Below are 15,739 nucleotides of genomic sequence, written 5' to 3' on the forward strand. Positions count from 1 at the left end.
ACAGCCCCGGCACGGGCACGGGCGCGACACGGGCGGGGTGCGGGCGCGGGGCTACGCGGCGAGGGAGCCGGGGATGATCGCGCCGGGGCCGAAGCGGGCGCGGGCGCGGTCCGCCACCGCCTCCAGGCGCCGCGCCTTCTCGTCGGCGGGGTCCAGCGACAGCTGGTGGGCGGCCTGTTCGGCGGGGATCAGGCCCTCGGCGCGCAGGGTGACGCCGCGCACCCGGGCGCGCTGGAGGGCGAGGGCGTCGTACAGGGCGTACGCGGCGGACGTCAGCTCGGCGCAGTGCGCGGTCGGTTCGCGCAGGGTGCGGGTGCGGGTGGTGGTGGAGCGGTCGGCGTACCGCACGGTGAGGGTGAGGGTGCGGCAGACCTGGCCCTCGCCCCGCATGCGGACGCCGAGCTCCTGGGCGGCGGAGAGCAGGGCGCGGCGGTGCCGGTCGCGGTCGGTCTCGTCGCGCGGGAAGGACCGCTCGGCCGCGGTGGAGCGGGCGGCGGCGTTGGGGACGACCCGCGAGCGGTCGGTGCCGTGCGCCCGCTCCCACAGGTCGCGGCCCGCGCGGGCGCCGACGACGCGCTGCACCACGGCGAGCGGGGCGTCCGCGACCCGGCCGGCCGTGTCGAGTCCGTACGCGCACAGGGTGCGGGCGGTGGACGGGCCGACCCCGTCGAGTTCGGCGACCGGCCGGTCGCGCAGGAAGCCGGCCGGGTCGGTGACGACGCGGGTCGTACCGGGCGCGGCGCGGCGGGCGGCCATGCGGGCGAGCATCGGGTTGGGGCCCGCGCCGATGACGCAGTCCACGCCGTACAGGGCGAGCGCCCGGACGCGGATCACGGCGGCCAGTTCGGCGGGGCCGCGGCCGAAGTACCGTACGGCGCCGCGCAGATCGGCGAGGGCGCCGTCCGGCGGCTCGGCCTGCACGACGGGGGTGAACTCGCCGAGCAGGGCGAGGAGCTGCGGCAGCAGCGCCTCGTACATGGGCGGGAGCCGGAAGCGTACGCAGAGGACCGTGGCGTCGTTCGTCATCCCGCGCTCCCCTGGCTCTGGTGCCACAGCTTGCGCGGCGGCGGAGTGGCGGCGCCCTCCCCCGCGGGGCGCAGATCGGCCCAGGGGTGCATCTCGTACCCGGTGGGCAGGGTGATGCGGCGGCCGGTACCGGACGGCGGCGCGTCGGACGGCGGCGCACCGGCGGCCCGCGCACCGGCGGGGACGCCCCCGTCGGCGGGTCCCGCACCGGCGGGCGGTGCGGCCGGGGGCTCCGCGAGGCGCGCGGCGACCGCGTCGAGGCCGCCGTCGCGGCGCAGTTCGACCAGCTCCGCGAGGTTCCAGGCGGCCGAGCCGACGACGCTGACGCTGCGCGGGCCGCGCCGCTGGACGGTGCCGCGCACCAGCAGCAGCCAGGAGTGGAACACCGTGTGGGCGCACCGCTCGTGGCTGTCGTCGAAGAACGCCAGGTCGACCAGGCCGGTGCCGTCGTCCAGCGTCGTGAAGATGACGCGCTTGCCGGAGCGGATCGGCGGGGTCTGGGTGGCCGCCTTGGCCCCGGCGACCAGCACGGTCTGGCCGTGCCGGGCGGTGCGCAGCCGCTGGGCGGTGACGACGCCCAGCTCGTCCAGGAACGTCTGGTGGTCGGTCATCAGATTGCGGGAGGCGTCCATGGAGAGGACGCCCAGTTCGGCGCTGAGCCGTTCGGCGTCGGTCAGGTCGGGCAGTCCGACGGGCGCGGACCTGCGGCCGCCCGCGAGCGGGAGCTGCTCGCCGTACGAGCCGGTGCCGCGCTGGGCGCGGTGGAGTTCGGCGAGGTGGAGCAGCAGGTCGCGCCGGTTGCCGCCGAACGCGTCGAGCCCGCCGACCTGGGCGAGCCGTTCCGCGACGGGGCGGCTGGGGCGGGCGCGCTCCCAGAAGTCGAGCAGCGAGGTGTAGGGCTGGCCGGCCTCGATGCGGGCGGCCTCCGCCTCGCTGATGCCGTGCACATCGGAGAGCGCCAGCCGCAATCCCCACGTACCGGGTGAACCGGACACGCCACTTGACGTAGAACCAGACACCAGTTCGATACGGTGTGCGGCGCCGGACTTGTTCACGTCCAGCGGCAGCACCGGCACGCCCCGCCGCCGCGCGTCCGCCAGCAGCAGCCGCTTCGGGTACATGCCGGGGTCGTGGGTGAGCAGCCCGGCGTAGAAGGCGGCCGGGTGATGGGCCTTCAGCCACGCCGACTGGTAGGTGGGCACGGCGAACGCCACGGCGTGCGCCTTGCAGAAGCCGTACGAGCCGAACGCCTCCACGATCTCCCAGGTGCGCGCGACCACCTCGTCCGCGTACCCCCGCTCCGTCGCCCGGCGCGCGAACCACACCTTGATGCGGCCCTGCGACTCGGGGTCGGACAGCCCGCGCCGCACGGCGTCGGCCTCGTCCCGGCCGCAGCCGGTCATGATGTCCAGGATCTTGATGACCTGCTCGTGGAAGACCACCACCCCGTACGTCTCCGCCAGCGCCTCCGCCAGGTCCGGGTGCGGGTAGCGGACGGGCGCGCGGCCGTGCCGGGCCTCGATGAACGGCCGCACCATGTCGGCGGCGACCGGGCCCGGCCGGAACAGGGAGATGTCCACGACCAGGTCGTGGAAGGTGGCCGGCTGGAGCCGCCCCACCAGGTCGCGCTGGCCGGGCGACTCGATCTGGAAGCAGCCGAGCGTCTCGGCGGACCGGATGAGCCGGTACGTCTCGGGGTCGCCCGGCCGCACCTGGCGCGGGTCGTCGAGGTCGACCTCCTCGCCCGTGGTGCGGGCGATCTCGGCGACGGCGTGCGCCATCGCGGACTGCATCCGCACCCCGAGCACGTCCAGCTTGAGCAGGCCCAGCTCCTCCACGTCGTCCTTGTCGAACTGGGACATCGGGAAGCCCTCGCCGCTGGTCGGCACCACGGGGGTGCGGGCGCGCAGCGAGGCGTCGGAGAGCAGCACCCCGCACGGGTGCATGGCGACGCCGCGCGGCAGCGCGTCCAGCGCCTCGACCAGCTCCCACAGCCTGCCGTACCGCTCCCGCTCCCCCGCCAGGCGGCGCAGCTCGGGCAGCTCGTCCAGGGCGGCGCGGGCGTCGCGGGCGCGGATGTGCGGGAACGCCTTGGCGATGCGGTCGATCTCGGCCGGGTCCATGGACAGGGCGGCGCCCACGTCCCGTACGGCGTGGCGGACCCGGTACGTCTCGGGCATGGCGACGGCGGCGACCCGCTCGGGGCCGAAGCGGTCGAGGATCGCCCGGTAGACCTCCAGGCGGCGGGCGGACTCCACGTCGATGTCGATGTCGGGCAGCGCGGGCCGCCGCACCGACAGGAACCGCTCCATCAGCAGGTCCTGTTCGACCGGGTCGGCGTGGGCGATGCCCAGCAGGTGGTTGACGAGCGATCCGGCGCCCGAGCCGCGCGCGGCGACCCGGATGCCCATGCCCCGCACGTCGTCCACGACCTGGGCGACGGTGAGGAAGTACGTGGCGAAGCCGAGCCGCTCGATGGTGCGCAGCTCGTCCTCCAGGCGGGTCCAGTAGGCCCGCTTGCGGTCGTGGCCGCGCAGCACCATCCCGGCGGCGCACCGGGAGCGCAGCACCCGCTCGGCGGTACGGCGGTCCGCGCCCACCAGATGGGGTTCGGGGAAGTGGACCGTGCCGATGCCGAGGTCGTCCTCGGGGTCGACCAGGCACGCGGCGGCGGTCTCCTCGGTGACGGCGAGCAGCCGGTGCGCGGTGTCCCGGCGCAGCCCCGCGGCCTGCGCGACGCGCTCGGCGGCGGCGGCCATGGCGGCGGGGTCCTTCAGCCAGCGCTCCCCGCCGTCCAGGCCCCGGCGCGGGTCCACGGGGACGAGGCGGCGGGCGGCGTCCAGCACGTCGGCGACCGGGCCCTGACCGGGGTCGGCGTACCGCACGGCGTTGCTCAGCACGGGGCGGACGCGCTGCTCGGCGGCGAAGCCCAGGGTGCGGGCGGCCTGCCGGAGCGAGCCGGGGCCGGTGCCGGAGCGGCCGTGGTGGACGACCTCCAGGCGCAGCGCGTCCCCGTACGCCTCGCGCCAGGGGGCGAGGAGCCGGGCGGCGCGGTCGGGGCGGCCGGCGGACAGGGCGCGGCCCACATCGGAGTCGGGGCCGAGCAGGACGGTCAGGTCGTCGCCGTGGTTGTCGGCCCAGGGCAGCAGGACGGGGGCGCCGGTCGCGGTGGCGGCGGAGGTCCCGGTGGCGGCGTGGGCGGCGGTGATCAGCCGGCACAGCTCGGCCCAGCCCCGCTTGGAGCGGGCCAGGAAGACGGCGCGGGGCGCGGACTCGTCGACGAAGGCGCCGCCGCGCACGGGGGCGCGGCGCCGTTCGGTGGGCGCGGCGGGGGAAGGCGCGGTGCGCTCGCCGATCGCGAGGTCGGCGCCGAACAGGGGGCGTACGCCCTCCTTCGCGCAGGCGCGGGCGAAGCGGACGGCCCCGGCGACGGTGTCGCGGTCGGTGAGGGCGACGGCGTCCATGCCGCGTTCGGCGGCGCGGGCGGCGAGCGCCTCCGGGTGCGAGGCGCCGTAGCGCAGGGAGAAGCCGGAGACGGTACGCAGATGCGTGAACCGCGGCATCCGCACCTCCTCGTCGTTCCGGACCTCATCACCCCCTCGCACACCACCATAGACCAAGTTCGAATGGTTGTACGATTTCGTTCGCGGGGGGTCGGCGACACGCCGCCGGCGGCCCCGCACGGGTCCGGGTCTCAGCCATTCGGACCCGCCCCACCTGCGCGGACACCGGTCCGAACGGAGCGTGGGGGCATGACGTTCGCCGCCGAGGTGCGCAGCGCCGTCACGCCCAGGGCCGCCCTGCTGGTCATCGGCGTGCTGGCGCTCCAGCTGCTGTTCATCGCCTCCTACGTGGGCGCCCTGCACGACCCGAAGCCGCGGGACGTGCCGTTCGGCGTGGTCGCGCCCGGCCCGGCCGCGGAGCAGGCGGCCGGACGGCTGGCCGCGCTGCCGGGCGACCCGCTCGACCCGCGGGTGCTGTCCGGCGAGGCGGAGGCGCGGCGGCAGATCATGGAGCGGAGGATCGACGGCGCGCTCGTGGTCGACCCGCGCGGCACCACCGACACGCTGCTGGTCGCCTCCGGCGGCGGCAAGGCCCTGGCGACCGCCCTGGAGCGGATCACGGCCGAGGCCGAGCAGGCCCAGCGGCGCACGGTCAGGACGGTGGACGTGGCGCCGGCCTCCGCCCGGGACTTCAACGGCCTGTCCGCGTTCTACCTGGTCGTCGGCTGGTGCGTGGGCGGTTACCTGCTCGCCTCGATCCTGGCGATCAGCGCCGGGTCCCGGCCCGCCAACACCCGCCGGGCGATCATCCGGCTGGCCGTCCTGGCGCTCTCGGCGCTGCTCGGCGGGCTGGGCGGCGCGGTCATCGTGGGCCCGGTGCTGGACGCGCTGCCGGGGAACGTCGCCGCCCTGTGGGGGCTGGGCGCGCTGGTGGTCTTCTCGGTCGGCGCGGTCACCCTGGCCCTCCAGGCGGTCACCGGCATCGTCGGCATCGGCCTGGCGGTACTGCTGATCGTGATCGCCGGCAACCCGAGCGCGGGCGGCGCGTTCCCCGCCCCGATGCTGCCCGACTTCTGGCGGACGATCGGCCCCGGCCTGCCGCCGGGCGCGGGCACCTGGGCGGCGCGGTCCATCGCGTACTTCCGGGGCGACGCCGTCTCGGGGGCGCTCCAGGTGCTGTCGGTCTGGGCGGTCGCCGGGACGGTGGTCACCCTGGTCGTCTCGTCGCTGCGCCGCGACGAGGGCGACGGGGGCGCGGGGACGGGCGCGGACACGGCCGCGGGCGCGAACGCGGACGGTGACGGCGCGCGGCCGGCCGGGCCGGGCCGGGCATAGCCCCCGTACACGGGTACGGACGCCTCACCCCGTACGCGTACGGGCCCCCCGGCCCCGGAGGCACCGGGGCCGGGGGCTCGGCGCCTGCCGGCAACCGCCGGGCCGGCAGGCCGGGGGGTGGCCGTCAGTCGATCCGCGCGCCGCCCGTCGGCACGCCGCCGCCCGTGCCGGCCCGTCAGCCGATCCGCGCGCCGTACGCGGCGAGCGCCTCCGTGACGGGCTGGAAGAAGGTGACGCCGCCGTTCGTGCAGTCGCCGCTGCCGCCGGAGGTCAGGCCGATGGCCGCGTCGTCGGCGAAGAGGGAGCCGCCGCTGTCGCCGGGCTCGGCGCACACATCGGTCTGGATGAGCCCCTCGACGATCTGGCCGTTGCCGTAGTTGACCGTCGCGTCCAGGCCGGTGACCCGGCCGTCGCTCACCTGGGTCGTGGAGCCGCTGCGGACCACCCGCATGCCGACGGCGGCGTCGGCGGCGCGGGTGATCCGCTGCCCGGTGCCGTTGTACAGGTTGACCGCGCTCGGGCGGCTGACGTCGCGGTCGTACCGGACCAGCGCGAAGTCGTCGCCGGGGAACCGCGAGTCGACCATCGTGCCGAAGGGCGTGCCGCCCTGCCCGGCGGACCAGGTGGAGCCGGCCTGGCCGCAGTGGCCTGCCGTGAGGAAGTGCGGCCGGCCGTCCCTGAGGACGTTGAACCCCAGCGAGCAGCGGCCGCCGCCGGTGGTGATGGCGTCGCCGCCCGCGACGAACGGCTTGAAGGCGCCCGCGGACCGCTTCAGCTCCGCCTTGCCGCCGAGGCCCTCGACGACGCGGGTGAGCCTCTCCCAGGACGCGCCCTGGACGGTGCGGTCGGCGGTGACGACGACCTTGTTGGTGACCGGGTCGACGGCCCAGGAGGTGCCGGGCATCGTCGCCCGGTCCTTCAGTGTCTCGCGCGCCGACTTCAGCTCGGCCAGGGAGTGCTCGACCACCCGCGCCCGGCCGCCGGCCCGGCGGACCGTCTCGGCCGCCTCCTCGTCCACGACGTTCACGACGAGGGTGCGGGACTCCGCGTCGTAGTAGGCGCCGGCGGAGTCGGCGGCGTCCAGCCGCTCGCCGAGCGAGGAGGCGAGATTTCCGGCCGCGGTGGCGGACAGGGTTTTGGCCTCGAACCGCTCCACGTCGTCACTGGCGTTCGCACTCTGGAAGGTGACCGCGGCGCCCAGCAGCGCCACCGCGGCTCCACCGGCGGCGGCCGCCTGCCTCCTGGTTGTGCGTCGGTGCTTCAACATCGACCTCCTGTGGGGGGCCGTGCAGGGCAAGTGGGGTGCCTGGCACGGAGGTTGGGGCGCCCACTATTCCGAGGCGGGAGGACCGCGCACAAGGCCGACTTCCGGACGGGGACCCGCCCGCCGCGCCCGCTCCTGACTTTTCCGGCCTACCGCGGGTCACCACTGGTCGGTTCCGAATGCGAACACCGACCGCGACGACCGGGTGGACGCGGCGTAAGGTCCGGACCTGGCCGGATCGAGTCGGCCGATGAGCCGGTGTACGCGCGGACCGCGCGGACCGGGACAGCGGAGCGCCCCCGCCCGGCAGGACCGGACGGGGGCGCGGAAGTGGCCGTACGGGAACGCCGGCAGCGCCCGGCGAAGGCTCAGTAGACGCTGACCCGGTACGCCTTGAGCGCCTCGGTGACGGGCTGGTAGAAGGTCGTCCCGCCGGTGCGGCAGTTGCCGCTGCCGCCGGAGGTGAGCCCGATGGCGAGGCTCCCCGAGTACAGCGGCCCGCCGCTGTCGCCCGGTTCGGCGCACACATCGGTGCGGATCATCCCGCGCACGATGTCGCCGCCGCCGTAGTTGACGGTGGCGTCCAGCCCCGTGACCGTGCCGCGGTGGGTGCCGGTGGTGGAGCCGGTACGGGTGACGGACATGCCGACGGCGGCGTCGGCCGCGCCGGTGATGTCCGTGCCGCCGGCCGTGCCCGGGTGGGCCAGGGACGTGTTGTCGTACCGCACCAGGCCGTAGTCGTTGCCCGGGAAGCTGGACCCGACGGTGGGCCCGATGGGCGTGGTGCGCGCGGAGTTGGCGTACCAGGTGCCGGCCCCGTCGGTGCAGTGCCCGGCGGTGAGGAGGTAGTACACGCCGTCGCGGACGACGTTGAAGCCGGCCGAGCAGCGCCAGCCGGCGTCGGCGTAGACGGCGTCGCCGCCGCCGAGGTACCGGGACAGCGTGCCGGGGGTGCGTTCCACGCGGACGGCGGTCGTGTGGGCCGCGGCCGCCCGCTTGATCCGGGCGATCTCGGCGCGGGTCACCGTCGAGTCGGCGGTCACGACGAGGGTGCGGGTCGCGGGGTCGACGTGCCAGGCGGTACCGGCGACATCCGCGGCGAGGACCGCCTCGCCCGCGGCGGCGAGCCGCTCGGCGGTGGCGGGGGCCGCCGGGGCGTCGGCGGCGCTCGCGGTGGTGGCGGGGACGGTGAGCGCGGCGGCGGCCAGACCGGCGGCGACGGCGAGCAGCCGGCTCCGTCCGGCGGAGCCGGTGCCGGGGGTGCCGGAGGGGGTGGTGCCGGAGGGGGTGGTGCGGGGGGTGGTGCGCCTGATCCTCACTTCGCGTTCCTCCCGAGGGGAATCGGGGGCCCTGCCGTGGGGGGTGGGGCGGCGGGGGGCCCGTGAGGCGCGGCCGGGGATGACCCGGCAAGCGCTGCTCGGGAGTATTGAGGCGTCGGACGCGCTCCGCAAGAGGGCTGGCACGAGGAGCGCGTGGTGCTGTTACGGCGTCAGCACCCGTCGCAGGGGCAGCAGCAGTCACAGCTGCAGTTCGGGCAGTCGCAGTCACGGCAGCAGCCCTCGCGCTTCTTGCGCGACCAGGGCCCCTCGTACTCCTTGGCGCAGCAGATCTGGCAGGTGCAGAAGAGGCCGGTGAAGACCGCGCACCCGGCGATCAGCCCGCGCGGCGGCTTCTGCCGGGGCCCCTCTCCGCCGAAGCCCGGCCCGCCGAACCCGCCGCCACCGCCGAACCCGCCGCCGCCATGGCCACCGTGGCCGCCGTGCCCACCGCCATGACCGCCATGACCGCCATGACCGCCGCCGTACGGGCCCTGCCCGCCATGCCCGCCGCCGTACGGGCCCTGCCCGCCGTGCCCGGCCGGAGCGCCCGGCCCGCCGCCGTAGGGATTCGGCGAGCCGTACGGGCCGGGGGCCTGGCCACCGCCCTGGTACGGCCCGCCGTACGGCGACTGCGGCCCGCCGGGCGCGCCGCCCGCACCGGGACCACCGGCCGCGCCCGGCGCGCCGTACCCCTGGTGCGAGCAGCTGGTCGTGGCGAACGCGCGGTCCACCGAGCGCCGCAGCTCGTGCGCGAGGAGCTGGTGCAGCAGCCGGTCGTCCGTGAACTCCGCGTCCCGCAGGGCGAGGCGTATGCCGTGCACGGCGTCGTCGGCCAGGCGCCGCGCCTCCGCCAGGGAGGTGCCGGTGGCCGTCAGCGGGTTCCAGGCACCGGCGCGGGCGTCGGCGTCCAGGTCCTCGACGGCGTCCAGCAGATGGGCGAGGCGTCCGAACAGCCGCCCGGCCTCCGCGAGGGGCGCGGCGTTCCCGGGCCGGCCGGCGAGGACCGCGGTGTGGGCGAACGCGGCGGCGGTGGCCGTCTCGGTCGGCTCGGTCACCGTCAGCAGGGACGTGCCGGGTCCGGCCAGCGCCTCGACGCCGGCCTGCCGGTCAACCGCGTCGAGCAGGACCGCCGTGTCGAACCCGAGTTCCCGTCCCGCGCGGGCGCCCGCCGCGTCCCAGCGGTGCGCGACCCGGCGGGCCGCCGCGGCGACCGGCCTGCGGGCCAGCAGTCCGTCCCGGTCGGAGACGTGGTCCCGTACCTTCGCCGAGGCCAGTACCAGCGAGACGGCGGCGGCCAGCCGGGCGCCCTCGCCGCGCGCGACGGGGGCGGTGCGCATGGCGCGAAGGGGGCAGGGGCCGGCGGTACGGCGGGCGTCGGGGGTGCGCTCGGTCTGAGCCTCCGTCAAGACCGAGACGATCAGGCCGTCGTAGTTGGTGGCCACGCGGGCGAACTGGCCGTGGTCGGCGCGCAGCGCGAGGCACAGCCCGCACAGATGCGCCATCCACTCCGTCCTGAGGCCCTCCGTGAGCCGGTGCGAACAGGGCCTGACGATTCCGAACATGCGCTTCCCCCGTGACCTGAAACCACCTGCGGCGGGCATCGTATCCGGGGTTTCCGTTCACCCGTACGCGCCGCGACGCGCCCATCCGGTGTGAATTTCATATTTGGGGTAGAAGAAGGCCGGTACGCAGCAAGAACCCTGACAGATCGCCATATCTTCTGCACCAGTAGCGTCACGAAACGCTCGCTCGGCGGCTATCCACTTGGCGTGCGATCCGCATCATGGACGACCATAGGGGTGCGGGACCACACGTGACCACGTTGAAAGGAGGCGTCCATGGGATCGGTGCGCAAGGCGAGTGCCTGGCTGGGACTCGTCGAGGACAACGACGAGCGCTACTACGACGACGAGTACGCCGAGACTGCCGAGAACGGCGACGCCTGGGTGACCGACCCCCGCGTGCGGGTCGCCTCCGAGAGCGCGCGGGAGGAGGGCCGCCGGATCGCCACGGTGTCGCCCGACGGCTTCCGCGACGCCCGTACGATCGGCGAGCTGTTCCGGGACGGCGTCCCGGTCATCATGAACCTCACCACCATGGAGCCCGACGACGCCAAGCGCGTGGTCGACTTCGCGGCCGGCCTGACCTTCGGCCTGCGCGGCTCCATCGAGCGCGTGGCCACCCGGGTCTTCCTGCTGACGCCCGCGGACACGCAGATCGTCACGGGAGAGCCCGGAGGCCGCGACCACGACGGCTTCTTCAACCAGAGCTAGGGGCGGGGGCCGGGACCGGTCCGGCCGGGAGCCCCTGCCCGGCGGGGCCGCTCACCGGAAGGCGTCGAGCCCGGTGAGCGCCTTGCCCAGCACCAGCTGGTGCATCTCGACGGTGCCCTCGTAGGTGAGCACCGATTCCAGGTTCGTGGCGTGCCGCATGACGGGGTACTCCAGGGAGATCCCGTTGGCGCCCAGGATGGTCCGCGCCGTGCGGCAGATCTCGATCGCCTCCCGTACGTTGTTCAGCTTGCCGAAGCTGACCTGCTCGGCCCGCAGCCGTCCCGCGTCCATCCGCCGCCCCAGGTGGTGGGCGAGCAGGACGCCCTTGTGCAGCTCCACCGCCATGTCGGCGAGCTTGGCCTGGGTCAGCTGGAAGCCGCCGATGGGCCGCCCGAACTGCTCCCGCGTCCGCGCGTAGTCGAGCGCCGCCTCGAACGAGGCGCGCGCCGCGCCCATGGCGCCCCACACGATCCCGTACCGGGCGTGCGACAGGCAGCTGAGCGGGCCCTTCAGACCGGTCACGCCGGGCAGCACCGCGTCGGCGGGCAGCCGTACGTCGTCCATGACCAGCTCGCTGGTGACGCTGGCCCGCAGCGACCACTTGTGGTGGATCTCCGGCGCGGAGAAGCCCGGCGTGTCGGTCGGCACGGCGAAGCCGCGCATCCCCTCGTCGGTCTGCGCCCAGACCACGGCGACCCCGGCGACCGAGCCGTTGGTGATCCACATCTTGCGGCCGTTGAGCACCCAGTCCGCGCCGTCCTTCTTGGCGTAGGTGCGCAGGGCTGCCGGGTCGGAGCCGTGGTCCGGCTCGGTGAGGCCGAAGCAGCCGATCGTCTCGCCCGCCGCCATGGACGGCAGCCACCGCTGCTTCTGCTCCTCGGAGCCGTACTTCCAGATCGCGTACATGGCGAGCGAGCCCTGCACGGAGACCAGGGAGCGGATGCCGGAGTCGGCGGCCTCCAGCTCCATGCAGGCCAGCCCGTACTGGACGGCGCTCGCCCCGGCGCAGCCGTACCCCTCCAGGGACATGCCGAGCGCGCCGATCGCGCCCAGCTCCCGCGCCAGCTCCCGGATGACGGGCAGCTCGCCCTTCTCGTACCACTCCGCGATGTGCGGCAGCACCCGCTCGGCGGCCCAGCCGCGCACCGTGTCGCGGACGGCGAGCTCCTCGGGGTCGAGCAGGTCGTCGAGGCCGAGCGGGTCGGCCGGGTCGAACGGCGGGAGCTTCGAGGGTGCGGGCATAGGGGCCTCCGGCGGCTGGCTCACCAGGAAACGACGGGCGAACGGGCGTTGATCGTCAACTCGGCGCCGACGTTACGGCTCAGTGCGCCGCGCGTCCAGAGCCGGCCGGCTCGGCCGGGGCGTGCCGGACGGCCGTCCGCGACACGCCGTGGGCGTCGCCCCCGTCGGGCGCGTCCCGCACCTCGCGCGGCACGGGGACACTGACGTTCCCCGAGCCGGAGCGGACCGGGCCCGCGCCGTCCGGGCCGCCGCCGTCGGGGCCGGGACCCGGCAGGTCGTCGGGGTCGGCGGTCTGCGGGTCCATCACGCGGGGCAGCCGCAGCGCCATGACCGCGCCGGCCAGCAGCAGCGCCGCGCTGACCGCCAGCGTGACGTGCAGCCCGTGGACGAAGGCCTGGCGCGCGGCCTGGTAGAGCGCGTCGCCGGCCTGGCCGCCGAGCCGCTCGGCGACCTGGTACGCCTCGCCCAGCGAGTTGGCCGCGGCGGCGCTCGCCTCGGCCGGGACGCCCGGCACGCCGGTGAGGCCGGGGGCGTACGCGGCGTTCATGACGCTGCCGAGCAGGGCGATACCCATGCCCGCGCCGAGCTGGTACGACGTCTCGCCGATGGCCGCCGCGCCGCCCGCGCTGTCGGCCGGGGCCTCGCTGAGCATCGACTCGTACGCCCCGAACAGCGTGGTCTGGAGGCCGAAGCCGAGCAGGACGAAGCCCACGGTGAGCAGCAGCGGCCGGTCGTGCTCGCCCATGAGGACGAGCAGCAGCACCGAGCCCGCGGTGAGCACGAAGCCGCCGGAGACCATCCGGCGCGGGCCGAGCCGGGCGAGCGTGTACGAGCCGGTGGCGCCGGCCGCCATCGCGGCGAAGGTCAGCGGCAGCAGCCGCAGCCCGGTCTCCATCGGGCCCAGGTCGAGGACCAGCTGGAGGTACTGGACGGCGATCAGCTGGAGGCCGACCAGCGCCAGCATGGCGAGGACGATGCAGCCGACGGACGTGGTGAACCCGGCCCGCGAGAACAGCCGCATGTCGATGAGCGGATGGGCGTGTCGCCGCTGCCGCCGCACGAACAGGGCGAGCAGCGCGGCGCCCGCGAGGAGGGGGCCGAGCGTGGCGGGATCCAGGAAGGGGTCGCCCGCGCCGGTCCGCTTGACGCCGAGGACCACCCCGAGGACGCCGGCGGCGGCCATCAGCGCGCCGAGCACGTCCCAGGGGCCGTCGCCGCTGCCCCGCGACTCGGGCAGCAGCCAGCGCCCGGCCGGGAGGATCAGCGCCATCAGCGGGATGTTGATCAGGAAGACCGAGCCCCACCAGAAGTGCTCGACCAGGAACCCGCCCAGCACGGGCCCGGTGGCGGCGCCGATCGCGGCGACGGCCGTCCAGATGCCGATGGCCGTGGCCCGTTCGCGCCGGTCGGGGAAGACGGCGCGGAGGATGGAGAGCGTGGCCGGCATGATCATCGCGCCGCCGACGCCGAGCAGCACCCGGGCGGCGATGAGCACCTCCGGCGTGTCGGCCATCGCGGCGACGGCGGACGCCACGCCGAAGAGCGTGTATCCGCCGAGCAGGACACGCCGTCTGCCCACCCGGTCGCCGAGCGTGCCGAAGAGGATCAGCAGCGAGGCGCAGACCAGGGGGTAGGCGTCGACGATCCAGAGCAGGGCGGTGGAGCTGGGCCGGAGGTCCTCGGTGACCGCGGGGACGGCGACGTGGAGGACGGTCGCGTCCAGGGCGACCAGCAGCAGGCTCACACAGAGGACGAACAGGACGACCCAGCGGTTGGCACCGCCGCCGGCCGCGCGCAGACGCGCTCCGGTCGTGGTCGTTCCCGACATGTAGGTACCTCCCGCGTGGAACGAACTCTCGCGCTCGGCGGGCGCCGGCCGGGAGGGGACGTTCCGGCGGGGCGGCCCGGCATCCGGTGGCCCCCCTGGCCGAGCGGTCGGCCCTGTCGGGGGCGGGCGAGCGAGACGTCAGCCTACGTGACGGGGGGCCGCTGGTGCGTGGCCCACCTCTCACCCGGAGCGGGGCGGGAGTGTGGCGTGCGCCACGCGGGACGGCGGGCGCGACACGCCGGGGCGGCCCCCGAACGGCGTACGAATTCCACGCCGTGACCGGCCGGGCGGGATTTCGCGCGGCACACAAACAGACTTACGGAAGAAGGCCGCACATCATTCAAAGTGCTGTCCGACGGCTTTATGGATAAGCATCGGATAAACAGCCGCCGAGACCCACTCCACATCACATCGTCATCACAAAGAGACCGGAACGGCCTGGCCGGACGCTCACTCCCTGTAACGTCGATTGGGTGCGTACCGACATCTTTGCCCGACTGGACCGGGAGCCGGAACCGCCGAAGATAGAGATCCCGCGGATGAGCCGCACGCGTCTCGCCCTCTTCGGCGGGACGTCCGTGTTCTATCTGGCCATCGTCGTAGCCGTGCTCGCGTCGACCTGGCTGGTGCTCATCGACTGGAAGGTCATGCTGTTCCGGCCTTACCAGCAGTGGCCGGAGCTGCACGCGCCGCTGGACTACTTCGTGGTGCTCGGACAGCGCGGCCCGACGGCGGTGATGGTGGCGGCCTGGCTCGGCTGGCGGTCGTGGCGGCAGCACACGCTGCGCCCGCTGCTCGTGCTCGGCACGGCGCTGCTGCTGCTGAACGTCACGGTGGGTGCCGTGAAGATCGGCCTGGGCCGGCTCGGCCCGCATTACGCGACGCAGATCGGCTCGGCCGAGCTGTTCGCCGGCGGCGATATATTCCCGTCCGGGCACACCGCGAATGCCGTGGTGACCTGGGGCATCCTCTCCTATCTGGCCACCACGCCGCGGGCCCGCCGCTATCTGTCGGCGCTTTCCGCCGTGGTCGCCCTGGGGGTCGGTCTCACCACCGTCTACCTCGGTACGCACTGGCTGAGCGATGTGCTGCTGGGCTGGGCCGCAGGACTGCTGATCCTGCTGGGGCTGCCGTGGTGCGAGCCGCTCATCGGGCGCGCCGAGGTCGCGATCCTCTCGGCCCGCGACCGGCTGCGCGAGCGGCTGCGGGAGGGCCGTCGCGGCCGGGCCTCCGTGCCCGCGCTGCCGGTGGCGCCGCTCGCCACGGCGGGGCTGCTGCCGGCCATGCAGCAGCAGCGGCCGGCCGCCGAGGGCGCCGAGGAGCCGGTGCGCGAGCCCGCGGCCGGCGCCGGAGCGGTCGGCGCCGGGACGCACGCGCCGAGCATCCGTACGACGCTGTCGCAGCCGCGTGCGCACGCGGTGCTGCGGTCGGAGCGGACGCCGGTCACCCCGGCGGGCAGCCGCAGGCCGCCCCGCTCCCGCCCGGCGACGGGCGGCTGAGCGCGGCGGAGGCCCGACGGCACAGGGGAAGGCCCCGGCGGTATGTCGCCGGGGCCTTCCCCTGTCCGCGGCTCACGGCGCCCGCGGGTGGGGGCTCAGCCCACCCAGCAGCGGGTGACGGTGTGGTCCCGCACCTCGAAGTTGATCCGGCCCTCCAGGTACTCGAGGGTGATGACGGCGCCGGGCGGGAGCGCCCGTACGGTCGTCCAGCCGCGGGAGCGGGCGCGGCGCTCGGCCTCCCGGTCGTCGAGGCCGACGTACGCCTCGGGTTCGTCGGGCCGTGCGGGGGGTGTGGTGGGTATCGGTGCCATGCCCTCACCGTAGGCGGCCCTACACGGGTATCGCCATCTTCCTGTACGCGGTCTGTCACATGTATGTCACAGCGAACCGGTCGGCGGCCATCGGACGGTTTTCCGCGTCCGGCCGTCTGAAAGCGGCTGGTGGGAGGTG

At 75.2% G+C, this 15,739-nt stretch carries 11 protein-coding genes; 3 read left to right on the forward strand and 8 right to left on the reverse strand.

What is annotated here, in order from left to right; translation table 11 throughout:
* Window positions 1–51: 51 nt before the first annotated feature.
* Window positions 52–1,026 (reverse strand): DNA polymerase Y family protein, encoded by a 975-nt coding sequence (locus ACSUPT_RS05180; protein ID WP_365728677.1) that lies wholly within the window; start codon window positions 1,024–1,026, stop codon window positions 52–54.
* Window positions 1,023–4,589: a DNA polymerase III subunit alpha gene (locus ACSUPT_RS05185; RefSeq protein ID WP_436943537.1), complete on the reverse strand. Its 3,567-nt coding sequence runs from the start codon at window positions 4,587–4,589 to the stop codon at window positions 1,023–1,025. The genes ACSUPT_RS05180 and ACSUPT_RS05185 overlap by 4 nt, the downstream gene beginning before the upstream one ends.
* 189 nt (window positions 4,590–4,778) lie before the next feature.
* Between ACSUPT_RS05185 and ACSUPT_RS05190 the strand changes: the two genes are divergently transcribed.
* Entirely contained in the window at window positions 4,779–5,864 is a 1,086-nt protein-coding gene (locus ACSUPT_RS05190; RefSeq protein WP_436943538.1) for a DUF3533 domain-containing protein, read from the forward strand.
* A 175-nt stretch (window positions 5,865–6,039) separates the two neighbouring features.
* On the opposite strand, the gene ACSUPT_RS05195 is transcribed toward ACSUPT_RS05190, so the two are convergent.
* The 3 genes from ACSUPT_RS05195 to ACSUPT_RS05205 form a co-directional block, all read right to left on the reverse strand.
* Complete coding sequence (locus ACSUPT_RS05195) at window positions 6,040–7,128, reverse strand: S1 family peptidase (protein ID WP_361659765.1); 1,089 nt, start codon at window positions 7,126–7,128, stop codon at window positions 6,040–6,042.
* Between the two features lie 368 nt (window positions 7,129–7,496).
* A complete protein-coding gene (locus tag ACSUPT_RS05200; RefSeq protein WP_436943539.1) occupies window positions 7,497–8,447 on the reverse strand; it encodes a S1 family peptidase in 951 nt (316 codons plus the stop codon).
* Window positions 8,448–8,617: 170 nt separating this feature from the next.
* The gene (locus ACSUPT_RS05205; RefSeq protein ID WP_436943540.1) at window positions 8,618–10,009 is read right to left on the reverse strand and encodes a DUF5685 family protein; all 1,392 of its coding nucleotides are present in this window, start codon (window positions 10,007–10,009) and stop codon (window positions 8,618–8,620) included.
* A 276-nt stretch (window positions 10,010–10,285) separates the two neighbouring features.
* Between ACSUPT_RS05205 and ACSUPT_RS05210 the strand changes: the two genes are divergently transcribed.
* Window positions 10,286–10,720, forward strand: a complete 435-nt coding sequence (locus tag ACSUPT_RS05210) for a cell division protein SepF (protein ID WP_351963178.1) — start codon at window positions 10,286–10,288, stop codon at window positions 10,718–10,720.
* 51 nt (window positions 10,721–10,771) lie between these two features.
* Here ACSUPT_RS05210 and ACSUPT_RS05215 read toward each other — a convergent pair whose 3' ends face one another.
* On the reverse strand, window positions 10,772–11,962 hold the full coding sequence (locus tag ACSUPT_RS05215) for an acyl-CoA dehydrogenase family protein (protein WP_351963179.1): 1,191 nt from the start codon (window positions 11,960–11,962) through the stop codon (window positions 10,772–10,774).
* Between the two features lie 79 nt (window positions 11,963–12,041).
* Window positions 12,042–13,790: an MFS transporter gene (locus ACSUPT_RS05220; RefSeq protein WP_365729630.1), complete on the reverse strand. Its 1,749-nt coding sequence runs from the start codon at window positions 13,788–13,790 to the stop codon at window positions 12,042–12,044.
* Between the two features lie 473 nt (window positions 13,791–14,263).
* Here ACSUPT_RS05220 and ACSUPT_RS05225 point away from each other — a divergent pair, with 473 nt between their 5' ends.
* Window positions 14,264–15,289 carry a phosphatase PAP2 family protein gene (locus tag ACSUPT_RS05225; protein ID WP_436943541.1) on the forward strand — a complete coding sequence of 342 codons (1,026 nt, stop codon included), beginning with the start codon at window positions 14,264–14,266 and terminating at the stop codon, window positions 15,287–15,289.
* Between the two features lie 95 nt (window positions 15,290–15,384).
* Here ACSUPT_RS05225 and ACSUPT_RS05230 read toward each other — a convergent pair whose 3' ends face one another.
* Window positions 15,385–15,600, reverse strand: a complete 216-nt coding sequence (locus ACSUPT_RS05230; protein ID WP_351963182.1) for an I78 family peptidase inhibitor — start codon at window positions 15,598–15,600, stop codon at window positions 15,385–15,387.
* Window positions 15,601–15,739 lie beyond the last annotated feature (139 nt).

It is taken from the genome of Streptomyces sp. SudanB25_2051, from assembly GCF_964272635.1.
Taxonomy (GTDB): domain Bacteria; phylum Actinomycetota; class Actinomycetes; order Streptomycetales; family Streptomycetaceae; genus Streptomyces.

Excerpts from the sequence above, each read along its gene's own strand:
- ACSUPT_RS05180 (WP_365728677.1), bottom strand. The coding sequence starts at position 1,026 with ATGACGAACGACGCCACGGTCCTCTGCGTACGCTTCCGGCTCCCGCCC.
- ACSUPT_RS05185 (WP_436943537.1), bottom strand. The coding sequence starts at position 4,589 with ATGCCGCGGTTCACGCATCTGCGTACCGTCTCCGGCTTCTCCCTGCGC.
- ACSUPT_RS05190 (WP_436943538.1), top strand. The coding sequence starts at position 4,779 with ATGACGTTCGCCGCCGAGGTGCGCAGCGCCGTCACGCCCAGGGCCGCC.
- ACSUPT_RS05205 (WP_436943540.1), bottom strand. The coding sequence starts at position 10,009 with ATGTTCGGAATCGTCAGGCCCTGTTCGCACCGGCTCACGGAGGGCCTC.
- ACSUPT_RS05210 (WP_351963178.1), top strand. The coding sequence starts at position 10,286 with ATGGGATCGGTGCGCAAGGCGAGTGCCTGGCTGGGACTCGTCGAGGAC.
- ACSUPT_RS05215 (WP_351963179.1), bottom strand. The coding sequence starts at position 11,962 with ATGCCCGCACCCTCGAAGCTCCCGCCGTTCGACCCGGCCGACCCGCTC.
- ACSUPT_RS05220 (WP_365729630.1), bottom strand. The coding sequence starts at position 13,790 with ATGTCGGGAACGACCACGACCGGAGCGCGTCTGCGCGCGGCCGGCGGC.
- ACSUPT_RS05230 (WP_351963182.1), bottom strand. The coding sequence starts at position 15,600 with ATGGCACCGATACCCACCACACCCCCCGCACGGCCCGACGAACCCGAG.